General features: G+C 72.6%; 25 protein-coding genes. 20 read left to right on the top strand and 5 right to left on the bottom strand.

What is annotated here, in order from left to right; genetic code table 11:
• The first annotated feature begins 37 nt into the window (after positions 1 to 37).
• Entirely contained in the window at positions 38 to 490 is a 453-nt protein-coding gene (locus ACN268_RS14955) for a hypothetical protein (RefSeq protein ID WP_421483725.1), read from the top strand.
• Positions 491 to 657: 167 nt separating this feature from the next.
• Here the strand turns inward: ACN268_RS14955 and rpsT are convergent, their stop codons facing one another.
• Both rpsT and ACN268_RS14945 read right to left on the bottom strand, forming a co-directional pair.
• Positions 658 to 924: a 30S ribosomal protein S20 gene (gene rpsT, locus ACN268_RS14950; RefSeq protein WP_088644372.1), complete on the bottom strand. Its 267-nt coding sequence runs from the start codon at positions 922 to 924 to the stop codon at positions 658 to 660.
• A 176-nt stretch (positions 925 to 1,100) separates the two neighbouring features.
• Entirely contained in the window at positions 1,101 to 2,144 is a 1,044-nt protein-coding gene (locus tag ACN268_RS14945) for a phosphotransferase family protein (protein WP_421483724.1), read from the bottom strand.
• A 76-nt stretch (positions 2,145 to 2,220) separates the two neighbouring features.
• On the opposite strand from ACN268_RS14945, the gene ACN268_RS14940 reads away from it, so the two are divergent.
• The 8 genes from ACN268_RS14940 (at position 2,221) to ACN268_RS14905 (ending at position 9,987) form a co-directional block, all read left to right on the top strand.
• Positions 2,221 to 2,757 (top strand): DUF4240 domain-containing protein, encoded by a 537-nt coding sequence (locus ACN268_RS14940; RefSeq protein ID WP_357932098.1) that lies wholly within the window; start codon positions 2,221 to 2,223, stop codon positions 2,755 to 2,757.
• Positions 2,758 to 2,882: 125 nt separating this feature from the next.
• Positions 2,883 to 4,760, top strand: a complete 1,878-nt coding sequence (gene lepA, locus ACN268_RS14935) for a translation elongation factor 4 (protein ID WP_088644374.1) — start codon at positions 2,883 to 2,885, stop codon at positions 4,758 to 4,760.
• 354 nt (positions 4,761 to 5,114) lie between these two features.
• Positions 5,115 to 5,402, top strand: a complete 288-nt coding sequence (locus ACN268_RS14930) for a GlsB/YeaQ/YmgE family stress response membrane protein (RefSeq protein ID WP_204959569.1) — start codon at positions 5,115 to 5,117, stop codon at positions 5,400 to 5,402.
• A 213-nt stretch (positions 5,403 to 5,615) separates the two neighbouring features.
• Positions 5,616 to 5,903, top strand: a complete 288-nt coding sequence (locus tag ACN268_RS14925; RefSeq protein WP_088644376.1) for a GlsB/YeaQ/YmgE family stress response membrane protein — start codon at positions 5,616 to 5,618, stop codon at positions 5,901 to 5,903.
• A 300-nt stretch (positions 5,904 to 6,203) separates the two neighbouring features.
• The gene (locus ACN268_RS14920) at positions 6,204 to 7,493 is read left to right on the top strand and encodes a sugar ABC transporter substrate-binding protein (protein ID WP_421483723.1); all 1,290 of its coding nucleotides are present in this window, start codon (positions 6,204 to 6,206) and stop codon (positions 7,491 to 7,493) included.
• The gene (locus ACN268_RS14915; protein WP_421483722.1) at positions 7,490 to 8,476 is read left to right on the top strand and encodes a carbohydrate ABC transporter permease; all 987 of its coding nucleotides are present in this window, start codon (positions 7,490 to 7,492) and stop codon (positions 8,474 to 8,476) included. Before ACN268_RS14920 ends, ACN268_RS14915 begins: the two co-directional genes overlap by 4 nt.
• Positions 8,473 to 9,303 (top strand): carbohydrate ABC transporter permease, encoded by an 831-nt coding sequence (locus ACN268_RS14910; RefSeq protein WP_421483721.1) that lies wholly within the window; start codon positions 8,473 to 8,475, stop codon positions 9,301 to 9,303. Before ACN268_RS14915 ends, ACN268_RS14910 begins: the two co-directional genes overlap by 4 nt.
• Positions 9,304 to 9,345: 42 nt before the next feature.
• The gene (locus ACN268_RS14905) at positions 9,346 to 9,987 is read left to right on the top strand and encodes an MOSC domain-containing protein (RefSeq protein ID WP_421483720.1); all 642 of its coding nucleotides are present in this window, start codon (positions 9,346 to 9,348) and stop codon (positions 9,985 to 9,987) included.
• An 18-nt stretch (positions 9,988 to 10,005) separates the two neighbouring features.
• On the opposite strand, the gene ACN268_RS14900 is transcribed toward ACN268_RS14905, so the two are convergent.
• Both ACN268_RS14900 and ACN268_RS14895 read right to left on the bottom strand, forming a co-directional pair.
• The gene (locus tag ACN268_RS14900) at positions 10,006 to 10,869 is read right to left on the bottom strand and encodes a hypothetical protein (RefSeq protein ID WP_421486898.1); all 864 of its coding nucleotides are present in this window, start codon (positions 10,867 to 10,869) and stop codon (positions 10,006 to 10,008) included.
• A 108-nt stretch (positions 10,870 to 10,977) separates the two neighbouring features.
• The gene (locus ACN268_RS14895; RefSeq protein WP_421483719.1) at positions 10,978 to 11,787 is read right to left on the bottom strand and encodes an enoyl-CoA hydratase-related protein; all 810 of its coding nucleotides are present in this window, start codon (positions 11,785 to 11,787) and stop codon (positions 10,978 to 10,980) included.
• A 19-nt stretch (positions 11,788 to 11,806) separates the two neighbouring features.
• Between ACN268_RS14895 and hemW the strand changes: the two genes are divergently transcribed.
• The gene (gene hemW, locus ACN268_RS14890; protein ID WP_421483718.1) at positions 11,807 to 13,030 is read left to right on the top strand and encodes a radical SAM family heme chaperone HemW; all 1,224 of its coding nucleotides are present in this window, start codon (positions 11,807 to 11,809) and stop codon (positions 13,028 to 13,030) included.
• 91 nt (positions 13,031 to 13,121) lie between these two features.
• Here the strand turns inward: hemW and ACN268_RS14885 are convergent, their stop codons facing one another.
• The gene (locus ACN268_RS14885) at positions 13,122 to 13,724 is read right to left on the bottom strand and encodes a DUF4870 domain-containing protein (protein WP_421483717.1); all 603 of its coding nucleotides are present in this window, start codon (positions 13,722 to 13,724) and stop codon (positions 13,122 to 13,124) included.
• A gap of 213 nt (positions 13,725 to 13,937) precedes the next feature.
• On the opposite strand from ACN268_RS14885, the gene hrcA reads away from it, so the two are divergent.
• From hrcA to era, 10 genes are all read left to right on the top strand, one after another.
• Entirely contained in the window at positions 13,938 to 14,960 is a 1,023-nt protein-coding gene (gene hrcA / locus ACN268_RS14880) for a heat-inducible transcriptional repressor HrcA (RefSeq protein WP_204926294.1), read from the top strand.
• A 74-nt stretch (positions 14,961 to 15,034) separates the two neighbouring features.
• On the top strand, positions 15,035 to 16,180 hold the full coding sequence (gene dnaJ / locus ACN268_RS14875; protein ID WP_421486897.1) for a molecular chaperone DnaJ: 1,146 nt from the start codon (positions 15,035 to 15,037) through the stop codon (positions 16,178 to 16,180).
• Between the two features lie 252 nt (positions 16,181 to 16,432).
• Complete coding sequence (locus ACN268_RS14870) at positions 16,433 to 17,167, top strand: 16S rRNA (uracil(1498)-N(3))-methyltransferase (protein WP_421483716.1); 735 nt, start codon at positions 16,433 to 16,435, stop codon at positions 17,165 to 17,167.
• Between the two features lie 374 nt (positions 17,168 to 17,541).
• Positions 17,542 to 17,901 carry a histidine triad nucleotide-binding protein gene (locus tag ACN268_RS14865; RefSeq protein ID WP_088644388.1) on the top strand — a complete coding sequence of 120 codons (360 nt, stop codon included), beginning with the start codon at positions 17,542 to 17,544 and terminating at the stop codon, positions 17,899 to 17,901.
• A gap of 68 nt (positions 17,902 to 17,969) precedes the next feature.
• Positions 17,970 to 19,310, top strand: coding sequence for a serine hydrolase domain-containing protein (locus ACN268_RS14860; protein WP_421486896.1), 1,341 nt, complete (start codon positions 17,970 to 17,972; stop codon positions 19,308 to 19,310).
• Positions 19,311 to 19,564: 254 nt separating this feature from the next.
• Positions 19,565 to 20,620, top strand: coding sequence for a PhoH family protein (locus tag ACN268_RS14855; protein WP_421483715.1), 1,056 nt, complete (start codon positions 19,565 to 19,567; stop codon positions 20,618 to 20,620).
• An 18-nt stretch (positions 20,621 to 20,638) separates the two neighbouring features.
• Entirely contained in the window at positions 20,639 to 21,112 is a 474-nt protein-coding gene (gene ybeY / locus ACN268_RS14850; RefSeq protein ID WP_088644390.1) for an rRNA maturation RNase YbeY, read from the top strand.
• Positions 21,088 to 22,467 carry a hemolysin family protein gene (locus tag ACN268_RS14845; RefSeq protein ID WP_204926477.1) on the top strand — a complete coding sequence of 460 codons (1,380 nt, stop codon included), beginning with the start codon at positions 21,088 to 21,090 and terminating at the stop codon, positions 22,465 to 22,467. The genes ybeY and ACN268_RS14845 overlap by 25 nt, the downstream gene beginning before the upstream one ends.
• On the top strand, positions 22,460 to 22,846 hold the full coding sequence (locus ACN268_RS14840) for a cytidine deaminase (protein ID WP_204926297.1): 387 nt from the start codon (positions 22,460 to 22,462) through the stop codon (positions 22,844 to 22,846). Before ACN268_RS14845 ends, ACN268_RS14840 begins: the two co-directional genes overlap by 8 nt.
• Complete coding sequence (gene era, locus ACN268_RS14835; RefSeq protein ID WP_421483714.1) at positions 22,843 to 23,739, top strand: GTPase Era; 897 nt, start codon at positions 22,843 to 22,845, stop codon at positions 23,737 to 23,739. The genes ACN268_RS14840 and era overlap by 4 nt, the downstream gene beginning before the upstream one ends.
• Positions 23,740 to 23,770 lie beyond the last annotated feature (31 nt).

Raw genomic sequence — 23,770 nt, 5'->3', positions numbered from 1 at the left:
CGGCCCCTCCCGCCCGGTGGTGGGGCACGGTGGGCGGGTGACCGGCCCTGCCCGCCCGGCGGCGGGGCGTGGCGGGCCCGGATGGTCGGTCGTACCGGCGGACGACCGCCGCTACCGGCCGCTCTACGCCCGGCTGCTCGGCCTGCGCATCATCAACCCCGGCGCGGTGCTCTGCTTCCTCTTCTTCGAGGGGGCGGTGGCGTTCGCGGTGCTCCTCGCCCTGGCCGAGCTGGTGAGCTGGTGGGCGGTGGCGGTGCTGCCGCTGGCGGTGGCGATCATGGTCAAACTCAACGATGAGGTCGCCGGGCGGGTGGTCCACTCGGCGGCACTGGTGCCGGAGCAGGAACGCGACCGGTTCCGGCGGGAACTCGAACCCATCGTCGGGCGGGCCCCGGTGCCGTACCCGCTACCCGGCACGGTGGTCACCGACGCGCCCGCACCGGGGAGGCCGACCGGGCCGCCGCTGCGCCCCCGGCGGTACCACGGCTAGCCCGACCATGGTCGTCGTCGTGCCACGACACACCCGGGACGGGACGCGGGCGGCCGTCGCCACGCACCGTCGCCAGGGAAGACGGCAGCGCACCGTCGCCAGGAAAAGCACAGCCGAGAGCCCCGGGGTGGTACCCCGGGGCTCTCGGTCAGGTGTGGGTCGCTCGGTCAGGCCGAGAACGAGTCGACGCGCTTCGCGATGGCCGACTTCCGGTTGGCCGCCTGGTTGGCGTGGATGACGCCCTTGCTGGCGGCCTTGTCGAGCTTGCGGGCGGCGTCACGCATCAGGGTGGTGGCCTTCTCGGTGTCACCAGCCTCCGCAGCCTCGTGGAACTTCCGGATGGCGGTCTTCAGCGACGACTTGACCGACTTGTTACGCAGCCGGCGCTTCTCGTTCTGCCGGTTGCGCTTGATCTGGGACTTGATGTTCGCCACGCGACAGCCTCGTCTTGATAGCTCGGTTTGGTCTGCAATCCGCGTACGACGTGCATGCGTCATCGCCACGCGAAAAGCCAGGCTACCAGGTCGGCCGGGACGAGCCAAAACGCCCTGCCCCGGGCACAGCGGGCCGGCCCGCCGTCGGTGGCCGACCGGTCCGGGGCCGGTCGGTGTCAGCGCCAGCCCCGCCGGGCGGCGAGCCAGCGGAGCGCCTGCTCCCCGCTGAACCGCCGGTGCGCCCCGAGCAGCGCGGACGTACCCGCCGGGTTCCCCCCGGGCGTCCCGGTGCCCGGCTCGGCCGTCCCCACGCCCGACGCGGGGGCGGCCGTCGCCGGCGGGCCGGCGGCGGTGAGGTAGTAGCCGGCGAGCGCGGCCAGGGTCACGTCCAGGGCGTCGGGCGGGGCGTCGGCCGCCGCCGGATGTGTGGCGAAGACGGCGTCCAGCCCGGCCCCGTCGGCGTACCCGGTGATCAACAGGCCGGCCAGGTCGAACCAGGCGGGGCCGTGGCACAGCCAGTTCCAGTCGCAGAACCAGGCCCGGCCGGCGGGGTCCAGCAGCACGTTGTCCACCCGCAGGTCGCCGTGGGCCAGGCCGGGCGCGGCTGCCGCGTACCCGGGCAGGCGGGACTCCAGCGCGACGAGTTCGGGCAACCGGTCGCGGGCCGGCGGGATCAGCGGGGGCACCGGCTCCCGCCCGGCGGCCACCTCCTCCCACCACAGGATGTCGGAGCGGGCCAGGTCGGCCAGCCGGGGCAGGCCGATCGCGGTCAGCCCGGCGGGCGGGTCGGCCAGCGCGGCGGCGACCCCGGCGTACCCGGCGAGCACGGCGTCCAGCTCGGCCGGGTCCCAGGGCAGGCGGGGTGTCCGCCCGTCGACGGCGTCCAGGCCGACCGCGTACCAGCCGGCCGCGTCGAGCGCCCAGTGCGGGCGGGGCACCGGCAGGCCGGCGGGCAACCGGGCGAGGACGGCCAGCTCCCGGGCGTACCAGTCGGCGAGGTGACGCTGGCGGGCCAGGTCGGCGGCCTTGACGAAGACCCGCGCGCCGGTGGCCGTGGTGAGCACGGCGGCGAAGCCGCCGGTGAAGCCTGCGGTCGCGGTCCGGGCCGCGACCACCGGCGCGCCGAGCCGGCCGCTGACCGCCTCCCGCAGGGCGTCGGGCAGGTCCGGCCAGTCGGGTCGCACGGCGGTCCGGTGGTACGGCGGCGGCGTCGCGGACACCCCACCATCGTGCCCGGTCCGGCCGGGCCCGGCCGGGTGGGGCCGGGGGCGGCGCGGGTCTGGGAGACTCCGAGCCATGAGGACCGACGACTTCTGGCAGTTGATCGACCAGGCCCGCGCCGGGGCCGGGGGAGAGGCCGACGCGGTCGCCGCGCGGGCGGTCGCGCTGCTCGCCGAGCGCACCCCGGAGGACATCGTCGGGTACGCGCACCACCAGCAGCGGGTGCTGGCCGCCTCGTACCGGGTCGACCTGTGGGGTGCGGCGTACCTGATAAACGGGGGTGCCTCCGACGACGGGTTCGAGTACTTCCGGGGCTGGCTGATGACCCAGGGCCGGGCGGTCTTCGCCGCCGCGGTGGCCGACCCGGATTCGCTGGCGGGGCTGCCCCGGGTGCGGTCGGCGGCGCTCAGCGGCGAGGAGTTCGAGTGCGAGGACATGCTGGCGGTGCCGTGGGACGCGTACCGCAAGGCGACCGCGGCTGAGTTGCCGGCGCAGCGGGACCCGGTGCGGATGCCGGACCTGAACGACTTCTGGGACTTCGACGACGAGGCGGAGGCCCGCCGCCGGCTGCCGAAGCTCGCCGCGCTCTTCGTCGAGCCGCCCGAGGAGTGAGCCGCCGGTGGAGCCGCCGCCGGGTACCCCAGGAGTGATCGGACCGCGTTCGGAGCGACGTGGGAGCATAGAGGGGGCCGGCGGCGTGTCGGCCCGCTCACGTCAGCCGACCAGAACGGACCGCTGTGCCACCGACGCTCGATCCCGGCGCGAACGCTCCTGGTGCCACCGACCCGGCGCGCATCCGGAACTTCTGCATCATCGCCCACATCGACCACGGGAAGTCGACCCTGGCCGACCGGATGTTGCAGCTCACCGGCGTGGTCGATCCCCGGCAGATGCGCGCGCAGTACCTCGACCGGATGGACATCGAGCGCGAACGCGGCATCACCATCAAGAGCCAGGCCGTCCGGATGCCGTGGACCATCCGCGAGGGTGAGCGGGCCGGTGAGCAGGCCGTCCTGAACATGATCGACACCCCGGGCCACGTGGACTTCACCTACGAGGTGTCCCGGTCGCTCGCCGCCTGCGAGGGGGCGCTGCTGCTGGTCGACGCCGCCCAGGGCATCGAGGCGCAGACGCTGGCGAACCTCTACCTGGCGCTGGAGAACGATCTCAAGATCATTCCGGTGCTCAACAAGATCGACCTGCCGGCCGCCCAGCCCGAGAAGTACGCCGAGGAACTGGCCCACCTGATCGGCGGCGACCCGGCCGACTGCATCAGGGTCTCCGGCAAGACCGGTGACGGGGTGCCGTACCTGCTCGACGAGATCGTCAGGCAGTTCGTCCCGCCGGTCGGCGACGCCGACGCGCCCGCCCGGGCGATGATCTTCGACTCGGTGTACGACGTCTACCGGGGCGTGGTCACCTACGTCCGGGTCATCGACGGCCGGATCAGCGCCCGGGACCGGATCAAGATGATGTCCACCGCCGCCGTGCACGAGCTGCTGGAGATCGGCGTCATCTCCCCCGAGATGGTCAAGGCCGACGCGCTCGGCGTCGGCGAGGTGGGCTACCTGATCACCGGGGTGAAGGACGTCCGCCAGTCCCGGGTCGGTGACACCGTCACCATCAACGCCCGGCCGGCCACCGAGGCGCTCGGCGGCTACAAGGACCCGAAGCCGATGGTCTACTCCGGCCTCTACCCGATCGACGGCTCGGACTACCCCAACCTGCGCGAGGCGCTGGACAAGCTCAAGCTCAACGACGCCGCGCTCGACTACGAGCCGGAGACGTCGGGCGCGCTCGGCTTCGGCTTCCGCTGCGGCTTCCTCGGCCTGCTGCACCTGGAGATCATCCGGGAGCGGCTGGAGCGGGAGTACAACCTCGACCTGATCTCCACCGCGCCGAACGTGGTCTACCGGGCCATCACCGACGACGGTGAGGAGATCGTGGTGACCAACCCGAGCGAGTACCCCACCGGCAAGATCGCCGAGGTGTACGAGCCGGTGGTGCGGGCCACCGTGCTCACCCCGAACGACTACGTGGGCGCGGTGATGGAGCTGTGCCAGGGGCGGCGGGGCAGCCTGCTCGGCATGGACTACCTCTCCGCCGACCGGGTGGAACTGCGCTACACCCTCCCGCTCGCCGAGATCATCTTCGACTTCTTCGACCAGCTCAAGAGCCGTACCAAGGGGTACGCCTCGCTGGACTACGAGCCCTCCGGCGAGCAGGCGTCCGACCTGGTCAAGGTGGACATCCTGCTGCACGGCGAGCCGGTGGACGCGTTCAGCGCGATCGTGCACAAGGACAAGGCGTACAACTACGGCACGACGATCGCGGCGAAGCTGCGCAACCTGATCCCGCGCCAGCAGTTCGAGGTGCCGATCCAGGCGGCCATCGGCAGCCGGGTGATCGCCCGGGAGACCATCCGCGCCATCCGCAAGGACGTCCTCGCCAAGTGCTACGGCGGTGACATCAGCCGCAAGCGCAAGCTGCTGGAGAAGCAGAAGGAGGGCAAGAAGCGGATGAAGATGGTGGGCCGGGTCGAGGTTCCCCAGGAGGCCTTCATCGCCGCGCTCTCCTCGGACTCCGCCGACGCCAAGCCGGCCGGCAAGAAGTAGCCGGGCGCGGACACCCGATCGGGTCGGCCGTGCCCCGCGCGGCCCGTCCCGTCCCGGTACCCACGACGGCCGGCGGCCCCGGTGATCCGACCGGGCCGCCGGCCGTCGGCGTGTGCGTACCCGGTGTCGTACGGACGAATTTTTCCGCCCCGGTGCCGCTGCCGGACGGACTGGCGCGAGTGTCCTGAGCTGCGCGGACATCGACAGCCGGCAAACCGACGCAGCGGTGTCGGATCGACGTTCGGCGACATGTGTGGTGGTGAGTCGGTTTGGTTTTCCGGCGGGTCGGGAACCTAGCTGTCACGACAGGAACCACACATACCGTGTGACTCAATCTTCAGGAGGAGGGCGACCGTGGAGTTCACCGTCTGGGGCATCATCACCGCGCTCGTTGTTGGTCTCATCGTCGGCGCTCTGGGCCGTCTGGTCGTGCCGGGCCGCCAGAACATGCCGATCTGGCTGCACATGCTGATCGGCGTGGGCGCCGCCCTGCTGGGCACCGTGCTGGCCCGCGCCATGGGCATCGCCACGGAAACCGCCGGAATCGACTGGACGGAGCTGCTGGTGCAGGTCGTCCTCGCCGCCATCGCCGTGGCCCTGGTGGCCGGTGTGGGTCGCCGCCGCAGCGTCACCCACCGGTAAGTCAAGCGGCACCGCGCAGCGGGCGCCCGACCCCCACGGGGTCGGGCGCCCGCTGGCGTGTGGGGGACCGGGCGGCGCGGGCCGTCGCCGGTGACGGGCGGTCTAGACCAGATCGTTACCGGAGTCGGTTTGGAGATTATCCACTTCGGGAACCTATCGATCACCACAGCAACAAACACTCACCAACGACATATCTACTGAAGGAGGACGGCCGTGGAGTTCACCGTCTGGGGCATCATCACCGCGCTCGTCGTCGGTCTCATCGTCGGCGCGCTGGGTCGCCTGGTCGTGCCGGGCCGCCAGAACATGCCGATCTGGCTGCACATGCTGATCGGTGTCGGTGCCGCGCTGCTGGGCACCGTGCTGGCCCGCGCGATGGGCATCGCCACCCAGACCGCCGGCATCGACTGGGCCGAGCTGCTGGTGCAGGTCGTCCTCGCCGCCATCGCCGTGGCCCTGGTGGCCGGTGTGGGTCGTCGTCGGGGCGTCACCCACCGGTGACCCCGCCCGCCGGCCGGTGACCGGCCGGCGCGGACCAACCCAGCGGATGCCCGCCCCCGGTTCGGGGGCGGGCATCCGCTCGTCCGGATGGCGACCGTCGATCCCGTCGGGTCGTCGCGGGGCCTGCCTGAGCGGCCCCCGCCTGCGATACGGTCGCCTCGCCGAACGCCCCGCCGTCGGCCGCCGCACCGTCGGCGGTCCGCCCGCGCGGGGCGGCACCCACCCCCTGTCGTAAAGGAAATTTTCCTACTAGGGTGCGGCAGAGAAGGTAAGTGCCGGACGGTGCGAGGGAGATGTGGCGTGAACAGGTGGAAGCGGCTGGCCCCGGTCACCGCCGTCGTGGCCTCGGCCGCGATGGTGCTCGCCGGTTGCGGCGGTTCCGGCGACGACGAAGCCGCCGACGACAGCAAACTGACGGTCTGGATGATGGGCGAGGGGAGCGACGCCCAGACGGCGTTCCTCGACGGCGTCGAGACCGAGTTCCGGCAGCGGCACCCCGACACCGACGTGGTGGTCCAGTACATACCCTGGCTGGAGGCGCCGAAGAAGTTCCAGGCGGCGCTCGCCGGCGGCGAGGGCCCGGACGTCACCGAGCTGGGCAACACCGAGACGCAGGGCTGGGCGGCCCAGGAGGCGCTCGCCGACATCTCCGGCCGCTTCGGCGGCTGGGCCGACGGCAGGGACGTCTTGCCCGACCTGGTGCGCAACGCCCAACTCGACGGCAAGCAGTACGGCGTCCCCTGGTACGCCGGGGTCCGCGCCGTCTACTACCGCACCGACTGGTTCGCCGAGGCCGGCGTGCAGCCGCCGAAGACCTGGGACGAGCTGGTCTCGGTCGCCAAGGCGGTGCAGGCCAAGAAGCCCGGCAGCTACGGCATCGCCCTGCCGGGCAACTCCGAACTGCCCTTCTACTCCTTCCTCTGGGGTGCCGGCGGCGAGATCGCGACCGACCAGGGCGGCACCTGGAAGTCCGGTTACACCAGCCCGCAGGCCCAGCGGGCGGTGAAGTTCTGGACCGACCTGGTGACCGTGCACAAGGTCGCCCCGCCGGCCGCCGCCGGGTGGAACGAGATCGACGCCCGTACCCAGTTCGCCACGGGCAAGGCGGCGATGGCCTTCGCCGGCAGTTGGCAGGCCGGCGCGATCAAGAAGGACAATCCCGACATCGAGAAGGTGTGGGGGACCTTCCCGATCCCCGGCCCGGACGGCGGCCCGGCCCCCGCCTTCGCCGGCGGCTCCGACGTCGCTCTCTGGCAGGACAGCGAGCGGCAGGACCTGGCCTGGGACTACCTGACCGTGCTGTTGAGCAAGAAGAACGCGAAGACCTTCGCCGGCAGCCTCGGCTTCTTCCCGGTCTACTCCGACCTCGTGCAGGGCGGCGACTACGCCGACGACAAGCTGATGGCGGCGTTCGCCAGCACCATGCAGCGCACCCGGGTGACCCCGCTGACCCCGAAGTGGGTGGAGGTCAGCCGGACCAAGACGGTCACCCAGGCGATGAACAGCTCGGTCATCAAGGGCCAGAAGTCGGTGCAGCAGGCCACCGCCGACGCCGCCGCCGAGATGGAAAGCATCCTCAACGCCAAGTGAGCATCCGGACCGAGCACCCCGCGACGGCCGCCGCCCGGGACACCCCCACGCGGCGGCGGCCCCGGGTGGACCGCCTGCCGTACCTGCTCCTGTTGCCCTGCCTGGTCGTGATCGGGGTGCTGCTGCTCTGGCCGCTGGGCCAGGTGGTGGCGATGTCGTTCTTCCGGCTCAACAGCGTCCGGCAGCTGCGCGGGGACCGGGAGTGGCCGTTCGTCGGGCTGGCCAACTACACCCAGATCCTCGGCGACCCGTTCTTCCGTACGGTGCTGCGCAACACCGTGCTCTTCGCGGCGGCGAACGTGCTGCTGACGATGGTGCTGGGCACCCTGGTCGGGCTGCTGCTGCACCGGCTCGGCCGGAAGATGGCCACCTTCGTGGCCAGTTGCGTGATGCTGGCCTGGGCCACCCCGGCGCTGACCGGCACGATCGTCTGGAAATGGATCTTCGACGACACCTCCGGCCTGGTCACCTGGGCGTTCAATGCCCTGCCGGACGGGCTGTCGCAGGCGCTCTTCGGCCGCACCGACTGGTCGGGTTACGGCTGGTTCAACTCGCCGCTGCTGTTCTTCGCGATCCTGACCCTGGTGGTGGTCTGGCACTCGTTCCCGTTCATCGCGGTCAGCGTGCTCGCCGGGCTCAAGAGCGTGCCGAGCGAGCTGCACGAGGCGGCCCGGGTCGACGGGGCCGGCCCGTGGACGGTGTTCTGGAAGATCACCTTCCCGCTGCTGCGGCCGGTCTTCGGCATCCTGGTGGTGCTCTCCACCATCTGGGACTTCAAGGTCTTCACCCAGCAGTTCGTGCTGGCCGGCGGCACCCAGGACCGGCCGACGTTCATGCTGTCGATCTACTCGTACGCCGAGGCGTTCTCCCCGCCGCCCAAGTACGGCGTGGGCTCGGCCATCGCGGTCATCCTCACGCTGATCCTGCTGGTGGTGACCGGCCTGTACGTCCGGATGGTGCTCAGACAGGAGGACGCGTCGTGAAGAAGGTCGCCCTCAACGGCGCGGGCCTGCTGGTGGCGCTCTTCGCCGCCTTCCCGGTCTACTGGATGATCGCCACCTCGCTGAAACCGAACCGGGAGATCTTTTCGACCACGCCCCGGCCGGTCCCGGCCCACCCCACCCTGGAGCACTACCGGGAGATCCTCACCGGCAACCTGATCCCGGGCGTGACCTTCGGCGACTTCCTGCTCAACAGCGTGCTGGTGGCCGTCAGCACGGTCGTGCTCAGCGGGCTGGTGGCGCTGCTGGCCGCGACGGCGGTCGCCCGGTTCCGGTTCCGGCTGCGGACCACCTTCCTGATCATGCTGCTGGTGGTGCAGATGATCCCGCTGGAGGCGCTGGTCATCCCGCTGTTCCTGATGATCCAGCGGCTCGGCCTCTACAACACCCTGCCCAGCCTGATCCTCACCTACCTGGGCTTCTCGCTGCCGTTCGCGGTGTGGATGTTGCGCGGCTTCGTGGCAGCCGTGCCGAAGGAACTGGAGGAGGCCGCCGCCATCGACGGCGCCAGCCGCGTCCAGACCTTCCGCAAGGTCCTCTTTCCGCTGGTCGCGCCCGGCCTGGTGGCCACCAGCATCTTCTCCTTCATCACCGCCTGGAACGAGCTGATCTTCGCGTTGACCTTCGTCAACGACCAGAGCCGCTACACCCTGCCGGTGGCGATGACCTTCTTCTTCGGCCGCGACGACACCGCCTGGGGGTCGGTGATGGCCGCGTCCACCCTGTTCACCCTCCCCGTGATCGTCTTCTTCCTGCTGGTGCAGCGTCGGATGGTCTCCGGTCTGGTGGCGGGCGCCGTCAAGGGCTGAGCCGGGACGGTGACCACCCGCGCCCGGCCGTACCCTGGGGCCATGACGGGCAGGGTGGCGGCGGTGAACCTCGGCGTGGTGACGCAGGCGCAGTGGGCGGGTGACGCGAGCGGGCGCAGCGGCATCGACAAGCGGCCGGTCGACGGCCCGGTACTGCTGCGCGCCGACGGGGTGGCCGGCGACTTCATCGGCGAACGGCCCCAACACGGCGGCCCCGAGCAGGCGGTCTACGCCTACGCGCAGGAGGACGCCGGCTGGTGGTCGGCCGAACTGGGCCGCGACATCCGCCCCGGCGGCTTCGGCGAGAACCTCACCACCTGCGCGGTGGACGTGACCGGCGCGGTGATCGGCGAACGCTGGGCGGTCGGGTCGGCGCTGCTCCAGGTCACCAAACCGCGTACCCCGTGCACGACCTTCGCCGGTTTCTGGGGGGTGCCCGACCTGATCAAACGGTTCACCGTCCGGGCCGCCCCCGGGGCCTACCTGCGGGTGCTGCGCGACGGCGAGGTGAGCGCGGGCGACCCGGTGACGGTGGTGGACCGGCCGGCGCACGGCGTCACCATCGGCGAGGTGTTCCGGGCCACCAGCCTGGAGCCGGAGCTGCTGCCCCGGCTGCTCGACGTACCCGAACTGCCCGCCTCCACCAGGGAGAAGGTCCGCCGCCGGTTGAACGTCGCCGGCTGACCGCACCGGCCCGGCCCGTCAGGCGGGGTCGGCGAAGACCTCGGCCAGCACCCGGGACCCGGTCGCCCGGCCGTCGGCGACCTTCGCCCACCGGCCGTTGTCGGCGCTCCACTCCAGCCCGTCGAAGCGCACCCGCTTCACCCCGTGGTCGGGGGCGTGCGAGACCAGCCAGTGCGCGTACCGCCAGCCGTCCCGGGCGTCCGAGGCGGGCACCGTCACGTCGGTCAGCTCGGCCACCGCACCGGCGTCGGGCAACCCCCAGTCGAGGGTCAGGCCACGGGTCAGTTCGGCCGCTGCGGCCTGCCCGCGCATCACCGGGGTACGCCCCACCGTGCAGGCCACCGCACCGGTCGCCTCGCCGAGCAGGGCCCGCGCCAGCACCTGCGACTCGTCGGCCCACTTCTGGTACGCCTCCGGGTACGCCGAACGCTGCACCGCCTGGGCCGCGTCGGTGACCTCCATCCGCTCCCAGCCGCGTACCTTCTTCAGCGCCTTGTAGAACCGGTTCGCCGCGTACCGCTGGTCGCGGATCTGCTCCGGGGTGCCCCACCCCTGGCTGGGGCGCTGCTGGAACAGGCCGAGCGAGTCGCGGTCACCGTGGGCGAGGTTGCGCAGCCCCGACTCCTGGTACGCGGTGGCCAGGGCGACCACCACGGCCTGTTCGGGCATCTGCCGCTGCATGCCGATCGCGGCGATGGTGGCCGCGTTGGCCATCTGGTCGGCGTCGAGCTTCACGGTGCCGTCGGCCTGCACGGTGCAGCTACGGCCGGCGACGGGAAGCCGGAACTCCCCGTCGAGTTGACGGACTCCCCAGCCCCCGACGATGGCGAACAACGCCACCACGACCCCGGCTGCCACGAATGTCCGCGTCCGCACCCGCACCTCCCGTTTCAACGTTCGCCAAGCGTACGTCGCCAACCGGCGGCCCCGGGTCGGTCGACCGGTTCACGTTCCCGCAGGGCCGTCCGGAAAACCCCGCACCCCTCGCACTCACCCCGCACCCTCACCGTGCCCACCCTCCACCGCCACCACCCATCGGGCTGGTCGCTTCTCCCGGAACGCCGCCACGCCCTCGCGGCCCTCGTCGGAAAGGAAGTAGCCGGTGGACCGGGCGGACAGGTCGGCGATCTCCGCGCGCAGGTCGGTGGCGGCCGGGCGGCGCAGCAGCTCCTTCGTCCCGGCCAGCGCCCCGGGAGCGCCCCGGACCAGCGACGCGCAGTACCGGGCCACCGCCGCGTCCAGCTCGGCGGCCGGCACGGCGGCGGTCACCAGCCCCACCTCGGCGGCCCGCTGGCCGTCGAAGGTGTCGCCGGTCAGGTACAGCTCGGCGGCGGCCCGGGGATGCAGCCGGGGCAGCACGGTCGCCGAGATCACCGCCGGGATCACCCCGATCCGCACCTCGGTGAAGGCGAACGTCGCCTCCTGCGCGCAGACCGCCAGGTCGGCCGCCGCGATCAGGCCCAACCCGCCGGCCCGCGCCGGCCCGGCCACCCGCGCCAGCACCGGCTTCGGGCACTGGCGCACCGCCACCAGCACGTCACCGAGCATCCCGGCCGGCACCGACCCGCTGGCGTACGCCGCCGCCGTCTCCTTGAGGTCGGCCCCCGAGCAGAAGACCGGGCCGGTGTGGTCCAGCACGACCACCCGGACCGCGTCGTCGGCGACCGCCCCGGCGATCCCGGCCAGCAGCTCGGTCATCAACGGGGTGGACAGCGCGTTGCGGTTGTGCGGGCTGTCCAGGGTGAGGGTGGTCACCCCACGGGCCGTGGCGACCCGCACGAGTCGGTCGGGAGAGGTCATGCCGGGCACACTAGTGGCCATGCCCGGCGTCCTTCCAGATGGCGAGACCGTTCCCGTCGACGGCGCGCTGCCCGGCACCGCCCTGCGCGGGGTCGGCGCGCGCGGGTTCGGTGTCTACCTGCACGTGCCGTTCTGCGCCAGCCGGTGCGGCTACTGCGACTTCAACACCTACACCGCCGCCGAGCTGGGCGGAGGCGTCGGCCGGGAGTCGTACGCCGACACCGTGCTGGCCGAGTTGGCGCTCGCCGCCCGGGTGCTCGCCGACGCCCCACCGCCCCGGGTCGACACGGTCTTCGTCGGCGGCGGCACCCCCACCCTGCTGCCCGCCGACGACCTGGCCCGGCTGCTCGACGGCATCGACCGCACCTGGGGGCTGGCCGCCGACGCCGAGGTCACCACCGAGGCCAACCCCGAGTCGGTCACCCCGGAGTCGCTGAAGACCCTGCGCGCCGCCGGCTACACCCGGATCTCGCTGGGCATGCAGTCCGCCGCCGCCGGGGTGCTGGCCGTCCTCGACCGCACCCACCGCCCGGGACGGGCCGTCGAGGCCGCCCGGGAGGCCCGCGACGCCGGGTTCGACCACGTCAACCTCGACCTGATCTACGGCACACCGGGGGAGCGTCCGGAGGACTTCGCCGCCTCGCTGGAGCAGGTGGTCGCCGCCGGGGTCGACCACGTCAGCGCGTACGCCCTGATCGTGGAGGACGGCACCCGGCTGGCCGCCCGGATGCGGCGCGGCGAGCTGCCGTACCCCTCCGACGACGTGGCGGCGGACCGCTACCTGGCCGCCGAGGACGCCCTCGACGCGGCCGGTTTCTCCTGGTACGAGGTCTCCAACTGGGCCCGCGGCGGGGCGGCCCGGTGCCGGCACAACCTGCTCTACTGGACCGGCGGCGACTGGTGGGGCCTCGGCCCGGGGGCGCACAGCCACGTCGGCGGGGTGCGCTGGTGGAACGTCAAACATCCCACGACGTACGCGCAGCGACTCGCCGCCGGGCACTCACCCGGCCTGGCCCGGGAGATCCTCACCCCGGCCGAGACGCACACGGAGGACGTGATGCTGCGCCTGCGGCTCGCCTCCGGCCTGCCGCTGGAGGTGCTGGACGACGCGGGCCGGGCCGCCGCCGCCCGCGCGCTCGCCGACGGGCTGCTGGACCCGGTGGCCTATCCGCAGGGACGGGCGGTGCTCACCCTGCGGGGCCGGCTGCTGGCCGACGCGGTGGTCCGCGACCTGCTGCCCTGAGCGTGGCCGCGCCGGCCCGCCGCGCACCCTGCCGGGGCGCGTCGGGGCCGGCGGTGGTGCCCGACCGGCCGGGGGAGCGGCCGGTCGGGACTCACTTGATGAAGCTGGTGGACATCGGGTAGCGGTAGGCCTGACCCTCGTTGGCCTTCATGCCGGCGATGATCCCGAACAGGATCTGGATCACCACGACCGCGATGCTGGGCAGGAAGAGCAGGCACCAGCTCACGAAGAGCAGCACGAACGCGATGATCGACCAGAGGATCTGGAAGTTCAGCGCGGCCAGGGCCTGCGCCCGGACGGCCGGCGACTGCTGCCCGCGTACCAGGTAGGCGATCAGCGGGGCGACGAAGCCGAGCGGGCCGAAGCTGATCAGCGCGCCGGCGGCACCGCCGAAGTGCGCGACCAGCGCCCAGGTCTTGTCCTCGCTGTTGGCGTAGCCGCCGCTCGGCGCGCCGTAGGTGCCGCCGGTCGGATATCCGCCACCGGGCGGGGGGTAGCCACCCGGCGGGGGGTAACCGCCCGCGGGCGGCTGGTCGCCGGTGGGCGGGGGATACCCGCCGGGCGGGGGATACCCGCCAGCGCCCGGCGCGCCGGACAGTGGTGCGGTGGGCGGTTCGTATGGCGAGCCCTGGGGCGCGGTCGGGTCCTGCGGGAACCCGTCGCCCGCGCCGGGAGGGCGAGGTGGTTCAGTCATGCCCGCCACGGTAGGGGCTGCCGGCAAGGGTGCACCAGAGCGACACTGGTGAGGTTGGCCTCGAACGTGCGTCAGCGCCCCCGCCGTCATGGTCCGTCTTGATCATATCGGTGGCGGTACTGCCGACGTAGACTGGCACTCGCTACAGTCGAGTGCCAGAGTGCTCGCCCGGGTGTGACAGCGCCCGCAACGACGTGCGTCAGGAGGTGGGAGATGGGTCTCGACGACCGCAAACTCGCCGTGCTGCGGGCGATCGTCGAGGACTACGTCGCCACGCAGGAGCCCGTCGGCAGCAAGACGCTCGTCGAGCGGCACCAGCTCGGGGTCTCCCCGGCGACCGTCCGCAACGACATGGCGGTGCTGGAGGAGGAGGGCTACATCCGGCAGCCGCACACCAGCGCCGGCCGGGTCCCCACCGACCGGGGCTACCGCCTCTTCGTCGACCGGCTCTCCCGGGTCAAACCGCTCAGCCCGGCCGAACGCCGAGCCATCGAGCGCTTCCTGGTCGGCGCGGTCGACCTCGACGACGTGGTGCACCGCACCGTACGCCTTTTGGCGCAGCTCACCCGGCAGGTCGCCGTGGTGCAGTACCCGTCGCTGGCCCGCTCGTCGGTGCGCCACCTGGAACTGGTCCCGATCTCCACCACCCGGCTGATGCTGGTCATGATCGCCGACACCGGGCGGGTCGAACAGCGGCTGGTCGAGCTGGCCGCGCCGGTCCCCGCCGACGACGTCCTCGACCTGCGCCGGCTGGTCAACGAGAAACTGGTCGGGAGTCGGTTGTCCGACACTCCGCCGCTGGTGCAGGCGCTGGTCGACGAGAGTGCTCCACACCTGCGCGGCGCGATGACCACCCTGTCCACCGTGCTGTTGGAGACCCTGGTCGAGCGCACCGAGGAGCGGCTCGCGCTGGCCGGCACCGCCAACCTCACCCGGGGCGGCCTGCTCGACTTCCAGGGCTCGCTGCGACCCATCCTGGAGGCGCTCGAAGAGGAGGTCGTGCTGCTCAAGCTGATCGGCGAGGCGGAGCCGAGCACCACCCGGGTGCTGATCGGCGACGAGAACGAGGTCGACAATCTCCGTGCCGCCTCGGTGGTCAGCACCGGGTACGGCCCGGGCAGCACCATCGTCGGCGGGCTGGGCGTGCTCGGCCCGACCCGGATGGACTACCCCGGCACCATCGCCACGGTGCGGGCCGTGGCACGCTACGTGGGCGAGCTGCTGGCCCAGAACTGACCAGTCAGGGCCGGCGGCCGGCTCCGGCCGCCGACCGGCGCAAACGCGAGACGAACATGAGGACACGGAACGCAGTGGCCAGGGACTACTACGGCATTCTCGGCGTGAGCCGGGAAGCCTCCGACGACGAGATCAAGCGCGCCTACCGCAAGCTGGCGCGGCAGTTCCACCCGGACGTCAATCCGGACCCGGAGGCACAGGAGAAGTTCAAGGACATCAACGCCGCGTACGAGGTCCTCTCGGACGACCGGAAGCGGCAGATCGTCGACCTGGGCGGCGACCCGCTCGCCCCGGGCGGCGGGGGCGCCGGCGGCCCGGGTGGCCCCGGCGGGGCCGGCCCGTTCGTCGGCTTCCAGGACATCATGGACGCCTTCTTCGGTGGCGCGGCCGGTGGCACCCGTGGCCCACGGCCACGGACCCGGCCCGGGGCCGACGCGATCCTGCGGCTGGAACTGGACCTGCACGAGACCGCGTTCGGCGTCGAGGCCCCGATCACGGTCGACACCGCCGTGCTCTGCACCACCTGCTCCGGGGCGGGCACCGCAGCCGGCACCCACCTGGCGACCTGCGAGGCGTGCGGTGGCCGGGGCGAGGTGCAGTCGGTGCAGCGCACCTTCCTCGGTCAGGTCGTCTCGGCCCGGCCGTGCACCGTCTGCCAGGGCTACGGCACCACCATCCCGCACCCCTGCCCGACCTGCGCCGGCGACGGCCGGGTGCGGACCCGCCGCTCGCTGACCGTCAAGATCCCGGCCGGCGTCGAGGACGGCATGCGCATCCGGCTCGCCCAGCAGGGCGAGGTCGGCCCGGGCGGCGGCACCGCCGGTGACCTCTACGTCGAGATCCACGAGCGGCCGCACGACGTCTACTCCCGCAAGGGCGACGACCTGCACTGCCGGGTCACCGTGCCGATGACCGCCGCCGCGCTGGGCACCCGGCTCACCATCAAGACGCTGGACAGCGACGAGAACCTCGACGTGAAGGCCGGCACCCAGCCGGGCAGCACGTTGCGGCTGCGTGCCCGGGGCGTACCGCACCTGCGCGGCACCGGGCGGGGCGACCTCTACGTCCACCTCGACGTGCGTACCCCCACCAAGCTCGACGCCGACCAGGAGAAGATGCTGCGGGACTTCGCCAAGACCCGGGGCGAGGAGGTCGCCGAGCTGAGCAAGCAGGGCGGCTTCTTCTCCCGGATGCGCGACGCCTTCAACGGCCACGCCTGACCGGTCGGGCCGTTCCGACCGGTCTCATCCTGGTCGGCTTGTCCCGGTCGGTCGTGTTGCGGCCGGTTTCGTGCCGGGTGATCTCGTCCCGGTCGGGCCGTGCTCGACGGTCTCGGGTCGGTCGACTCGTCCTGGTCGGGCCGGGCCGTGCCGTGTGTCGTGCCGGTCGGGGGCGTACCGGCCTGTCTCGTGCCGGCCGGGTCGGAGTCCCGGGTGGCTTCCCGGCCGGCCCGGCCGGTTAGCCTGATCGGCGTGTCCGCGCCGCTGTTCCTGGTCGAGTCGCTGCCCCCTGCCGACCAGTTCACCCTGGACGGCCCCGAGGGGCACCACGCCGCCACCGTGCAACGGCTGCGCGTCGGCGAGGAACTGCTGCTCGCCGACGGGCGGGGCGGCACCGCCACCGCCGTGGTCACCGCCGTCGGCCGGGGCGCCCTCGACCTCACCGTCACCTCCCGGGGGTACGTCGACGCGGACGTCCCCCGGCTGGTCGTGGTGCAGGGCATCGCCAAGGGCGACCGGGGTGAGCTGGCCGTACAGGCGATGACCGAGGTCGGGGTGGACGAGATCGTGCCCTGGGCGGCGTCCCGCTCGGTGGCGCAGTGGCGCGGCGACCGGGGCGTACGGGCCCGGGAGAAGTGGGTGACGACGGCCCGGGAGGCGGCCAAACAGGCCCGCCGGGCCTGGCTGCCGGTGGTGGCCGGCGCCCCGGACGAGTCCACCGCCGCGGTGGCCCGCCGGATCGCCGGGGCGGGCGCGGCGTTCGTCCTGCACGAGGAGGCCGACGACCGGCTCACCACCGTCGACCTGCCGGGCACCGGCGAGATCGTCCTGGTCGTCGGGCCCGAGGGCGGCGTCGCCCCGACCGAGTTGACCACCTTCACCGACGCGGGCGCCCGCGCGGTACGCCTGGGCCCCTCGGTCCTGCGCACCTCCACCGCCGGCCCCGCCGCCCTGGCCGTCCTCGCCACCCGCCTCTCCCGCTGGTGACCCCCTCTCCCTGCCCTCCCACCCCCCGCCTTACCCGCCCCCGCCCGCCCGTCCTCCCCGCCCGTCCTCCCCGCCCGCCCCACCCTCCCCACCTGCCCCGTCCGCTCCCGCCCTGCCCCCGGTGATCAAGAGCTTCGCGTCATCCCCCAGCCCGATTCCCGCCGCAAACCTCTTGATCACCGCCCCTCAACGCCGTCTCCTAGCACCGTCCCCGGCGGTGTCGCCGGTGATCAAGAGGTTTGCGTCATCGGCGGGCCGGGATTGACGCAAACCTCTTGATCACCGGGGCAGGGCAGGGCAGGGGCGGAAGGGCGAGGCGGAGACGAGGGGGAGGGAGGGGCGGGTGGGGGAGGGGTGGTCTTTAGAGTGGGGGGATGGGAGCCGACTGTCTGTTCTGCCGCATCGTCGCCGGGGAGATTCCGGCCACCATCGTCAAGGAGACCGCCACCACCCTGGCCTTCCGTGACATCGGGCCGAAGGCGCCGGTGCACGTGCTGATCATCCCCAAGGAGCACTACGCCGACGTGGCGACGCTCGGTCAGGGTGACCCGGGGCTGGCCGGCGAGGTGCTGGCCACGGCGGCGGCGGTGGCCGAGGACGAGGGGCTGACCGGTGACGGCTTCCGGCTGATGTTCAACACCGGCCCGTACGGCGGCCAGGAGGTCTTCCACGTGCACGCCCACCTGCTCGGCGGCGCGCCCCTGGGCCCGATGCTGGCCCGGGACCTGGTGTGACGTCGACGGTCGACCCGGAACCCGACCCGGACGGCCAGGGAGCATCCACCCGGCGTCGGCTGGAACGGATGGTCCGTGGCACCCAGGCCCAGGCCCGGGTGCCCGCCCTGGCGGTGGCGCTGCACCGGGCCGACAGTCCGCTCTGGAGCTTCCAGGTCGGCGGCACCGGCAACGACACCGTGCTCGGCCCGGCGAGCCGGTTCCGGATCGGATCGGTCACCAAGACCTTCACCGCCGTGCTGGTGTTGCAGTGCCGCGACGACGGGCTGCTCGACCTGGACGACCCGCTGGGCCGGCACCTCGACCTGCCCGCGCACGGCGACCTGACCGTACGCCGGCTGCTCTCGCACACCGCCGGGCTGCAACGCGAGCCGTACGGCGACGTCTGGGACACGCTGCGTGCGCCGCAGGTGGACGAGTTGGTCGCCGACCTGGTCCGGGCCGAGCGGGTGCTGCCCACCGGCCGCCGTTACCACTACTCGAACCTGGGCATGGCGCTGCTCGGCCGGCTGGTCGGCGCGTTGCGCGGCGGCACCTGGGCCGAGGTGCTCGCCGACCGGGTGCTCACCCCGCTGGCGCTCGCTGACACCTCGGTCGACCCGGGGCCGCAGGCGGTGACCGGTTTCCTGGTCGACGCGTACTCCGACGAGGCGCACCCGGAGCCGCCGACCGACTTCGGGGCGGTCGGGCCGGCCGGCCAGCTGTGGAGCACCGCGACGGACATGGCCCGGTGGGCGGCGTTCCTGGCCGATCCGGCCGCGCTGGACCCGACCGGGGCGGTGCTCGCCGCGACGACGCTGGACGAGATGCGCTGGCCGGTGACCACCACCGACGAGACGGCCTGGAGGGCCGGCTTCGGGCTCGGGCTGATCATGGTCCCGTTCCCGGACCGGGTGGTGCACGTGGGGCACGACGGCGCGATGCCTGGGTTCCTGGCCGGCGTCTACGGCCGGCGCGGCGGGGACGGCACCCCCGGCGCGATGGGCTGCGCGGTGCTCGCCTCCTCCGGCACCGCCGCCGAGGTGCTGGAACTGCCGCACCGGCTGCTCGCCGCCTCGGCGGAGCACGACCCGGCGGAGATCGTGCCGTGGCGGCCGGGCCCGGGGGCGCCCGGCCCGTTGCGCGGGGTGCTGGGTCGCTGGTGGGGCGAGGGGTTCGAGTACGTCTTCTCCTGGCACGACGGGGCGCTGCGAGCCCGGGGCGCGGACGATCCGGCGGGGCGGCCCCCGGCGGTGTTCGCGCCGACGTCGCCGTCGCCGGACGTGTTCCGGACGGTCTCCGGGCGGGAGGTCGGGGAGCTGCTGCGGCTCACCCGCGACGCCGACGGGACGGTGGTCGCGATGCACTGGGCCACCTACCGCTTCACCCGCCGCCAGGAGACCTTCGACCGGTACGACTTCCGGGCCTGACCGGGCTGACTGCGGCCCGACGCCGGCCGCCGGCCCGATCCGGCTCCCGTGCCCGACCCGCCGGCTCCCGGCCCGACGCCGGCCCCGACAAGGGGCCGGGAGACGGGTACGACCGCCCTGTCCCGCCAGGCGGGAAAAACTGACGCGGTGCCGCCGGGGCCGAGCGGATACGATGGGAGTATCGTCCGCACGCCGCGCCAGCAGGGCACGGCGCGAGATGGAAGCAGGTGGCGCAGGGCCCCACGGCCCGACCTATGACCGGCACCCCACCTCCCGGCCCGCCCCGGGTGCAGACCAGGATCACGGTTCCCGACGCCAAGATCATGGTCAACCTGCTCGGCGCGGGCGACGAGATCCTGCGACTCGTCGAACGTTCGGTCACCAGCGACGTGCACGTTCGCGGCAACGAGATCACCATCACCGGCGCGCCCGCGGACAATGCTCTCGCCGAGCGCCTCTTCAGCGAGCTGCTCGAATTGATCGAGAAAGGCGAGACCCTGACCACTGACGCTGTCCGGCGTACCGTCGGCATGCTCGAACAGGGCGGCACCGAGCGGCCCGCCGAGGTGCTCACCCTCAACATCCTCTCCCGGCGCGGGCGCACCATCCGCCCCAAGACGCTGGGGCAGAAGACGTACGTCGACTCGATCGACGCCAACACGATCGTGTTCGGCATCGGCCCGGCCGGCACCGGCAAGACCTACCTGGCGATGGCGAAGGCCGTCCAGGCGCTCCAGGCCAAGCAGGTCAGCCGGATCATCCTGACCCGTCCGGCGGTCGAGGCGGGCGAGCGGCTGGGCTTCCTGCCGGGCACCCTGAACGAGAAGATCGACCCGTACCTGCGCCCGCTCTACGACGCGCTGCACGACATGCTCGACCCGGAGTCCATCCCGAAGCTGATGGCCGCCGGCACCATCGAGGTGGCACCGCTGGCGTACATGCGGGGTAGGACGTTGAATGACGCGTTCATCATCCTGGACGAGGCGCAGAACACCACGCCCGAGCAGATGAAGATGTTCCTCACCCGGTTGGGCTTCGGTTCCAAGATCGTGGTGACCGGTGACGTCACCCAGGTGGACCTTCCCGGCGGGACGGCCAGCGGGCTGCGGGTCGTCCGGGAGATCCTGGGCCATGTCGAGGACGTGCACTTCGCGCAGCTCTCCAGCGCGGATGTGGTCCGGCACCGGCTGGTCGGTGAGATCGTCGACGCGTACGCCCGCTGGGACGAGCGGGAGAACCAGCAGGCGCAGGCCGTGCACGCCGTGCCGGGGCGGACCGCCCAGGGCGGCCGGGCCGGCCGACGCCGCTAACCAATCAGAGGAAGACAGTTGTCCATCGAGATCGCCAACGAGTCCGGTGCCGAGGTCGACACCGACGCGGTGCTCGCCGTGGCCCGGCACGCCCTCGACGAGATGGGGGTCAACCCGCTCGCCGAGCTGTCCGTGCTGCTTGTCGACATCGGCTACATGACCGAGCTGAACCATCGCTGGATGGGCGGCGACGGCCCCACCGACGTGCTCGCCTTCCCCATGGACGAGGGCAGCGTCGACCACGGCCCGGGGGAGAGCGCCCCGGCCGGCGGTGAACCGGCGCTGCTCGGCGACATCGTGCTCTGCCCGGAGGTGGCGGCCAAGCAGGCGGCCACCGCCGGGCACAGCGCCGCCGACGAGCTGCACCTGCTCACCGTGCACGGGGTGCTGCACCTGCTCGGCTACGACCACGCCGAGCCGGAGGAGGAGCGGGAGATGTTCGCCCTCCAGGCCCGGCTGCTGGCCAGCTGGCGGTCGACCCGGTCCCGGTGATGGACATAGTCGCGGCCGGTCCGACCGCCGGCCTTCCCGATCTTCAGCTGATCTTCTTCGCGGCCGGCCTGGTGGTGCTCGCCGGCCTGATCGCGATGACCGAGGCCGCGCTGGCCGCGGTCTCCCCGGCCCGCGCCGCGGAGCTGGCCCGCGACGGGGCGCGCGGCGCGCGTACCCTCCAGGCCGTCGCCGGTGACGTGGTCCGCCACCTCAACCTGTTACTGCTGTTGCGGCTGCTCGCCGAGCTGACCGCCACCACCCTGGTCGCCCTGGTCGCGGTGGACAGCTTCGGCGCGGGCTGGCGGGCGGCGCTGGTGACCGCCGGGGCGATGACCGTGGTCAGCTTCGTGGTGGTGGGGGTGGCTCCGCGCACCCTGGGCCGGCAGCACGCGTACGCGGTGGGCCGGGCGGTGGCGCCGCTGGTGCGCTGGCTGGGTCGGGCGCTGAACCCGCTGGCCTCGCTGCTGATCCTGATCGGCAACGCGGTCACCCCGGGGCGCGGCTTCCGGGAGGGGCCGTTCGCCACCCAGGTCGAGCTGCGGGAGCTGGTCGACCTGGCCGAGCAGCGGGGGGTGGTGGAGCACGGCGAACGCCAGATGATCCACTCGGTCTTCGCGCTCGGCGACACCATCGCCCGGGAGGTGATGGTGCCGCGTACCGAGATGGTGTGGATCGAGGAGGGCAAGACCCTCTCCCAGGCGCTGGCGCTGTTCCTGCGCTCCGGCTTCTCCCGCATCCCGGTGATCGGCGAGAGCGTCGACGACGTGCTCGGTGTGCTCTACCTCAAGGACCTCATCCGGCGTACCCGGGGCGGCGACCTGCGGGCCCACCAGACGCCGGTGGCCGAGCTGATGCGGCCGGCGACGTTCGTGCCGGAGTCCAAGCCGGTCGACGACCTGCTGTCGGAGATGCAGGCCGCCCGCAACCACCTGGTCATCGTCGTCGACGAGTACGGCGGCACCGGCGGCCTGGTCACCATCGAGGACATCCTGGAGGAGATCGTCGGCGAGATCACCGACGAGTACGATGTCGAGCGCCCGCCGGTGGAACACCTGGCCGACGGCGCGGTGCGGGTCACCGCCCGGCTGCCGGTGGAGAACCTGGGCGAGTTGTTCGACACCGAGCTGCCCACCGACGAGGTGGAGACGGTCGGTGGCCTGTTGGCGCAGGCCCTGGGGCGGGTGCCGATCCCGGGTGCCGACGCCGAGGTGGCCGGCCTCAAACTGGTCGCCGAGGGCACCACCGGCCGACGTAACCGGATAGACAGCGTGCTGGTCAGCCGGGTGCCGTCGGACGGACCCGATTCCCCTGACAGTCAGCACAGCACCGAGGAGAGGCAACCCGCCGATGCCTGAGACACCCGTCGAGCCGGCCGCCCGGCCCACCCCGTCCGATCCGGCCGAGTTGAGCGCCGAGGACGGCAAGCTGGTCGTGCTGGCCCGTGGTGCCCGTGCCCGGGTGGCCGCGGTGGAGGGCGCGGCGGTCCGCGACCAGGACGGCCGGACGTACGCGGCGGCGAGCGTCGCGCTGCCCTCGTTGACGGTCACGGCGTTGCAGCTCGCGGTGGCGTCGGCGGTGGCGGCCGGGGCGAGCCGGCTGGAGGCGGCGGTGGTGGTGACCGAGGCGTCGACGTTGGACGGGGCGGGGCACGCCGCGGTACGGGACCTGTCCGCCGACGCGCCGATCCACGTGGCCGCGCCGGACGGCACGGTGCTCGGCACGGTGATCGAGTGACAGGCGTGGAGCAGCGCCCGTACCGTGCGGGTTTCGGGTGTTTCGTCGGGCGGCCGAACGCCGGCAAGTCGACCCTGACCAACGCGATCGTCGGCACCAAGATCGCGATCACCTCCAACAAGCCGCAGACCACCCGGCACGTCATCCGGGCCGTGTTGCACCGGCCGGATTCGCAGCTGGTCCTGGTGGACACCCCGGGCCTGCACCGGCCGCGCACCCTGCTCGGCGAGCGCCTCAACGACCTGGTGCGCACCACCTGGACGGAGGTCGACGTGATCGGCCTCTGCATTCCGGCCGACGAGCCGGTGGGCCGGGGTGACCGGTTCATCAGCGGCGAGCTGAGCGCGTTGAAGGCCACCGTCCTCGCCGTGGTCACCAAGACCGACCTGGTGGACAAGCGGCGGCTGGCCGAGCAGTTGCTCGCGGTCAGCGAGTTGGCTGACTTCGCCGCCGTGGTGCCGGTCAGCGCGGTCTCCGGACACCAGGTGGACACCCTGGTCGACGTGATGACGGGCCACCTGCCGCCGTCGCCGCAGCTCTACCCGGACGACATGCTCACCGACGAGCCGGAGCAGGTGCTGGTCGCCGAGCTGATCCGGGAGGCGGCGTTGGAGGGGGTCCGCGACGAGCTGCCGCACTCGATCGCCGTGGTGGTGGAGGAGATGATCCCCGAGGGTCAGCTCATGAAGATCTACGCCGACGTCTACGTCGAGCGGCCCAGCCAGAAGGCGATCGTGCTCGGCCACCGGGCCAGTCGGCTCAAGGAGGTCGGCACCACCGCCCGCAAGCAGATCGAGGAGCTGCTCGGCACCCGGGTCTACCTGGACCTGCACGTCCGGGTCGCCAAGGAGTGGCAGCGCGATCCGAAGCAGTTGCGCAAGCTGGGTTTCTGATCCCGTACGCCCGGTGGAATTCCGACCCTGA

Source organism: Micromonospora sp. WMMD735, assembly GCF_049178995.1.
GTDB lineage: Bacteria > Actinomycetota > Actinomycetes > Mycobacteriales > Micromonosporaceae > Micromonospora > Micromonospora wenchangensis.
This window is presented reverse-complemented; position numbering and strand designations above follow the sequence as displayed.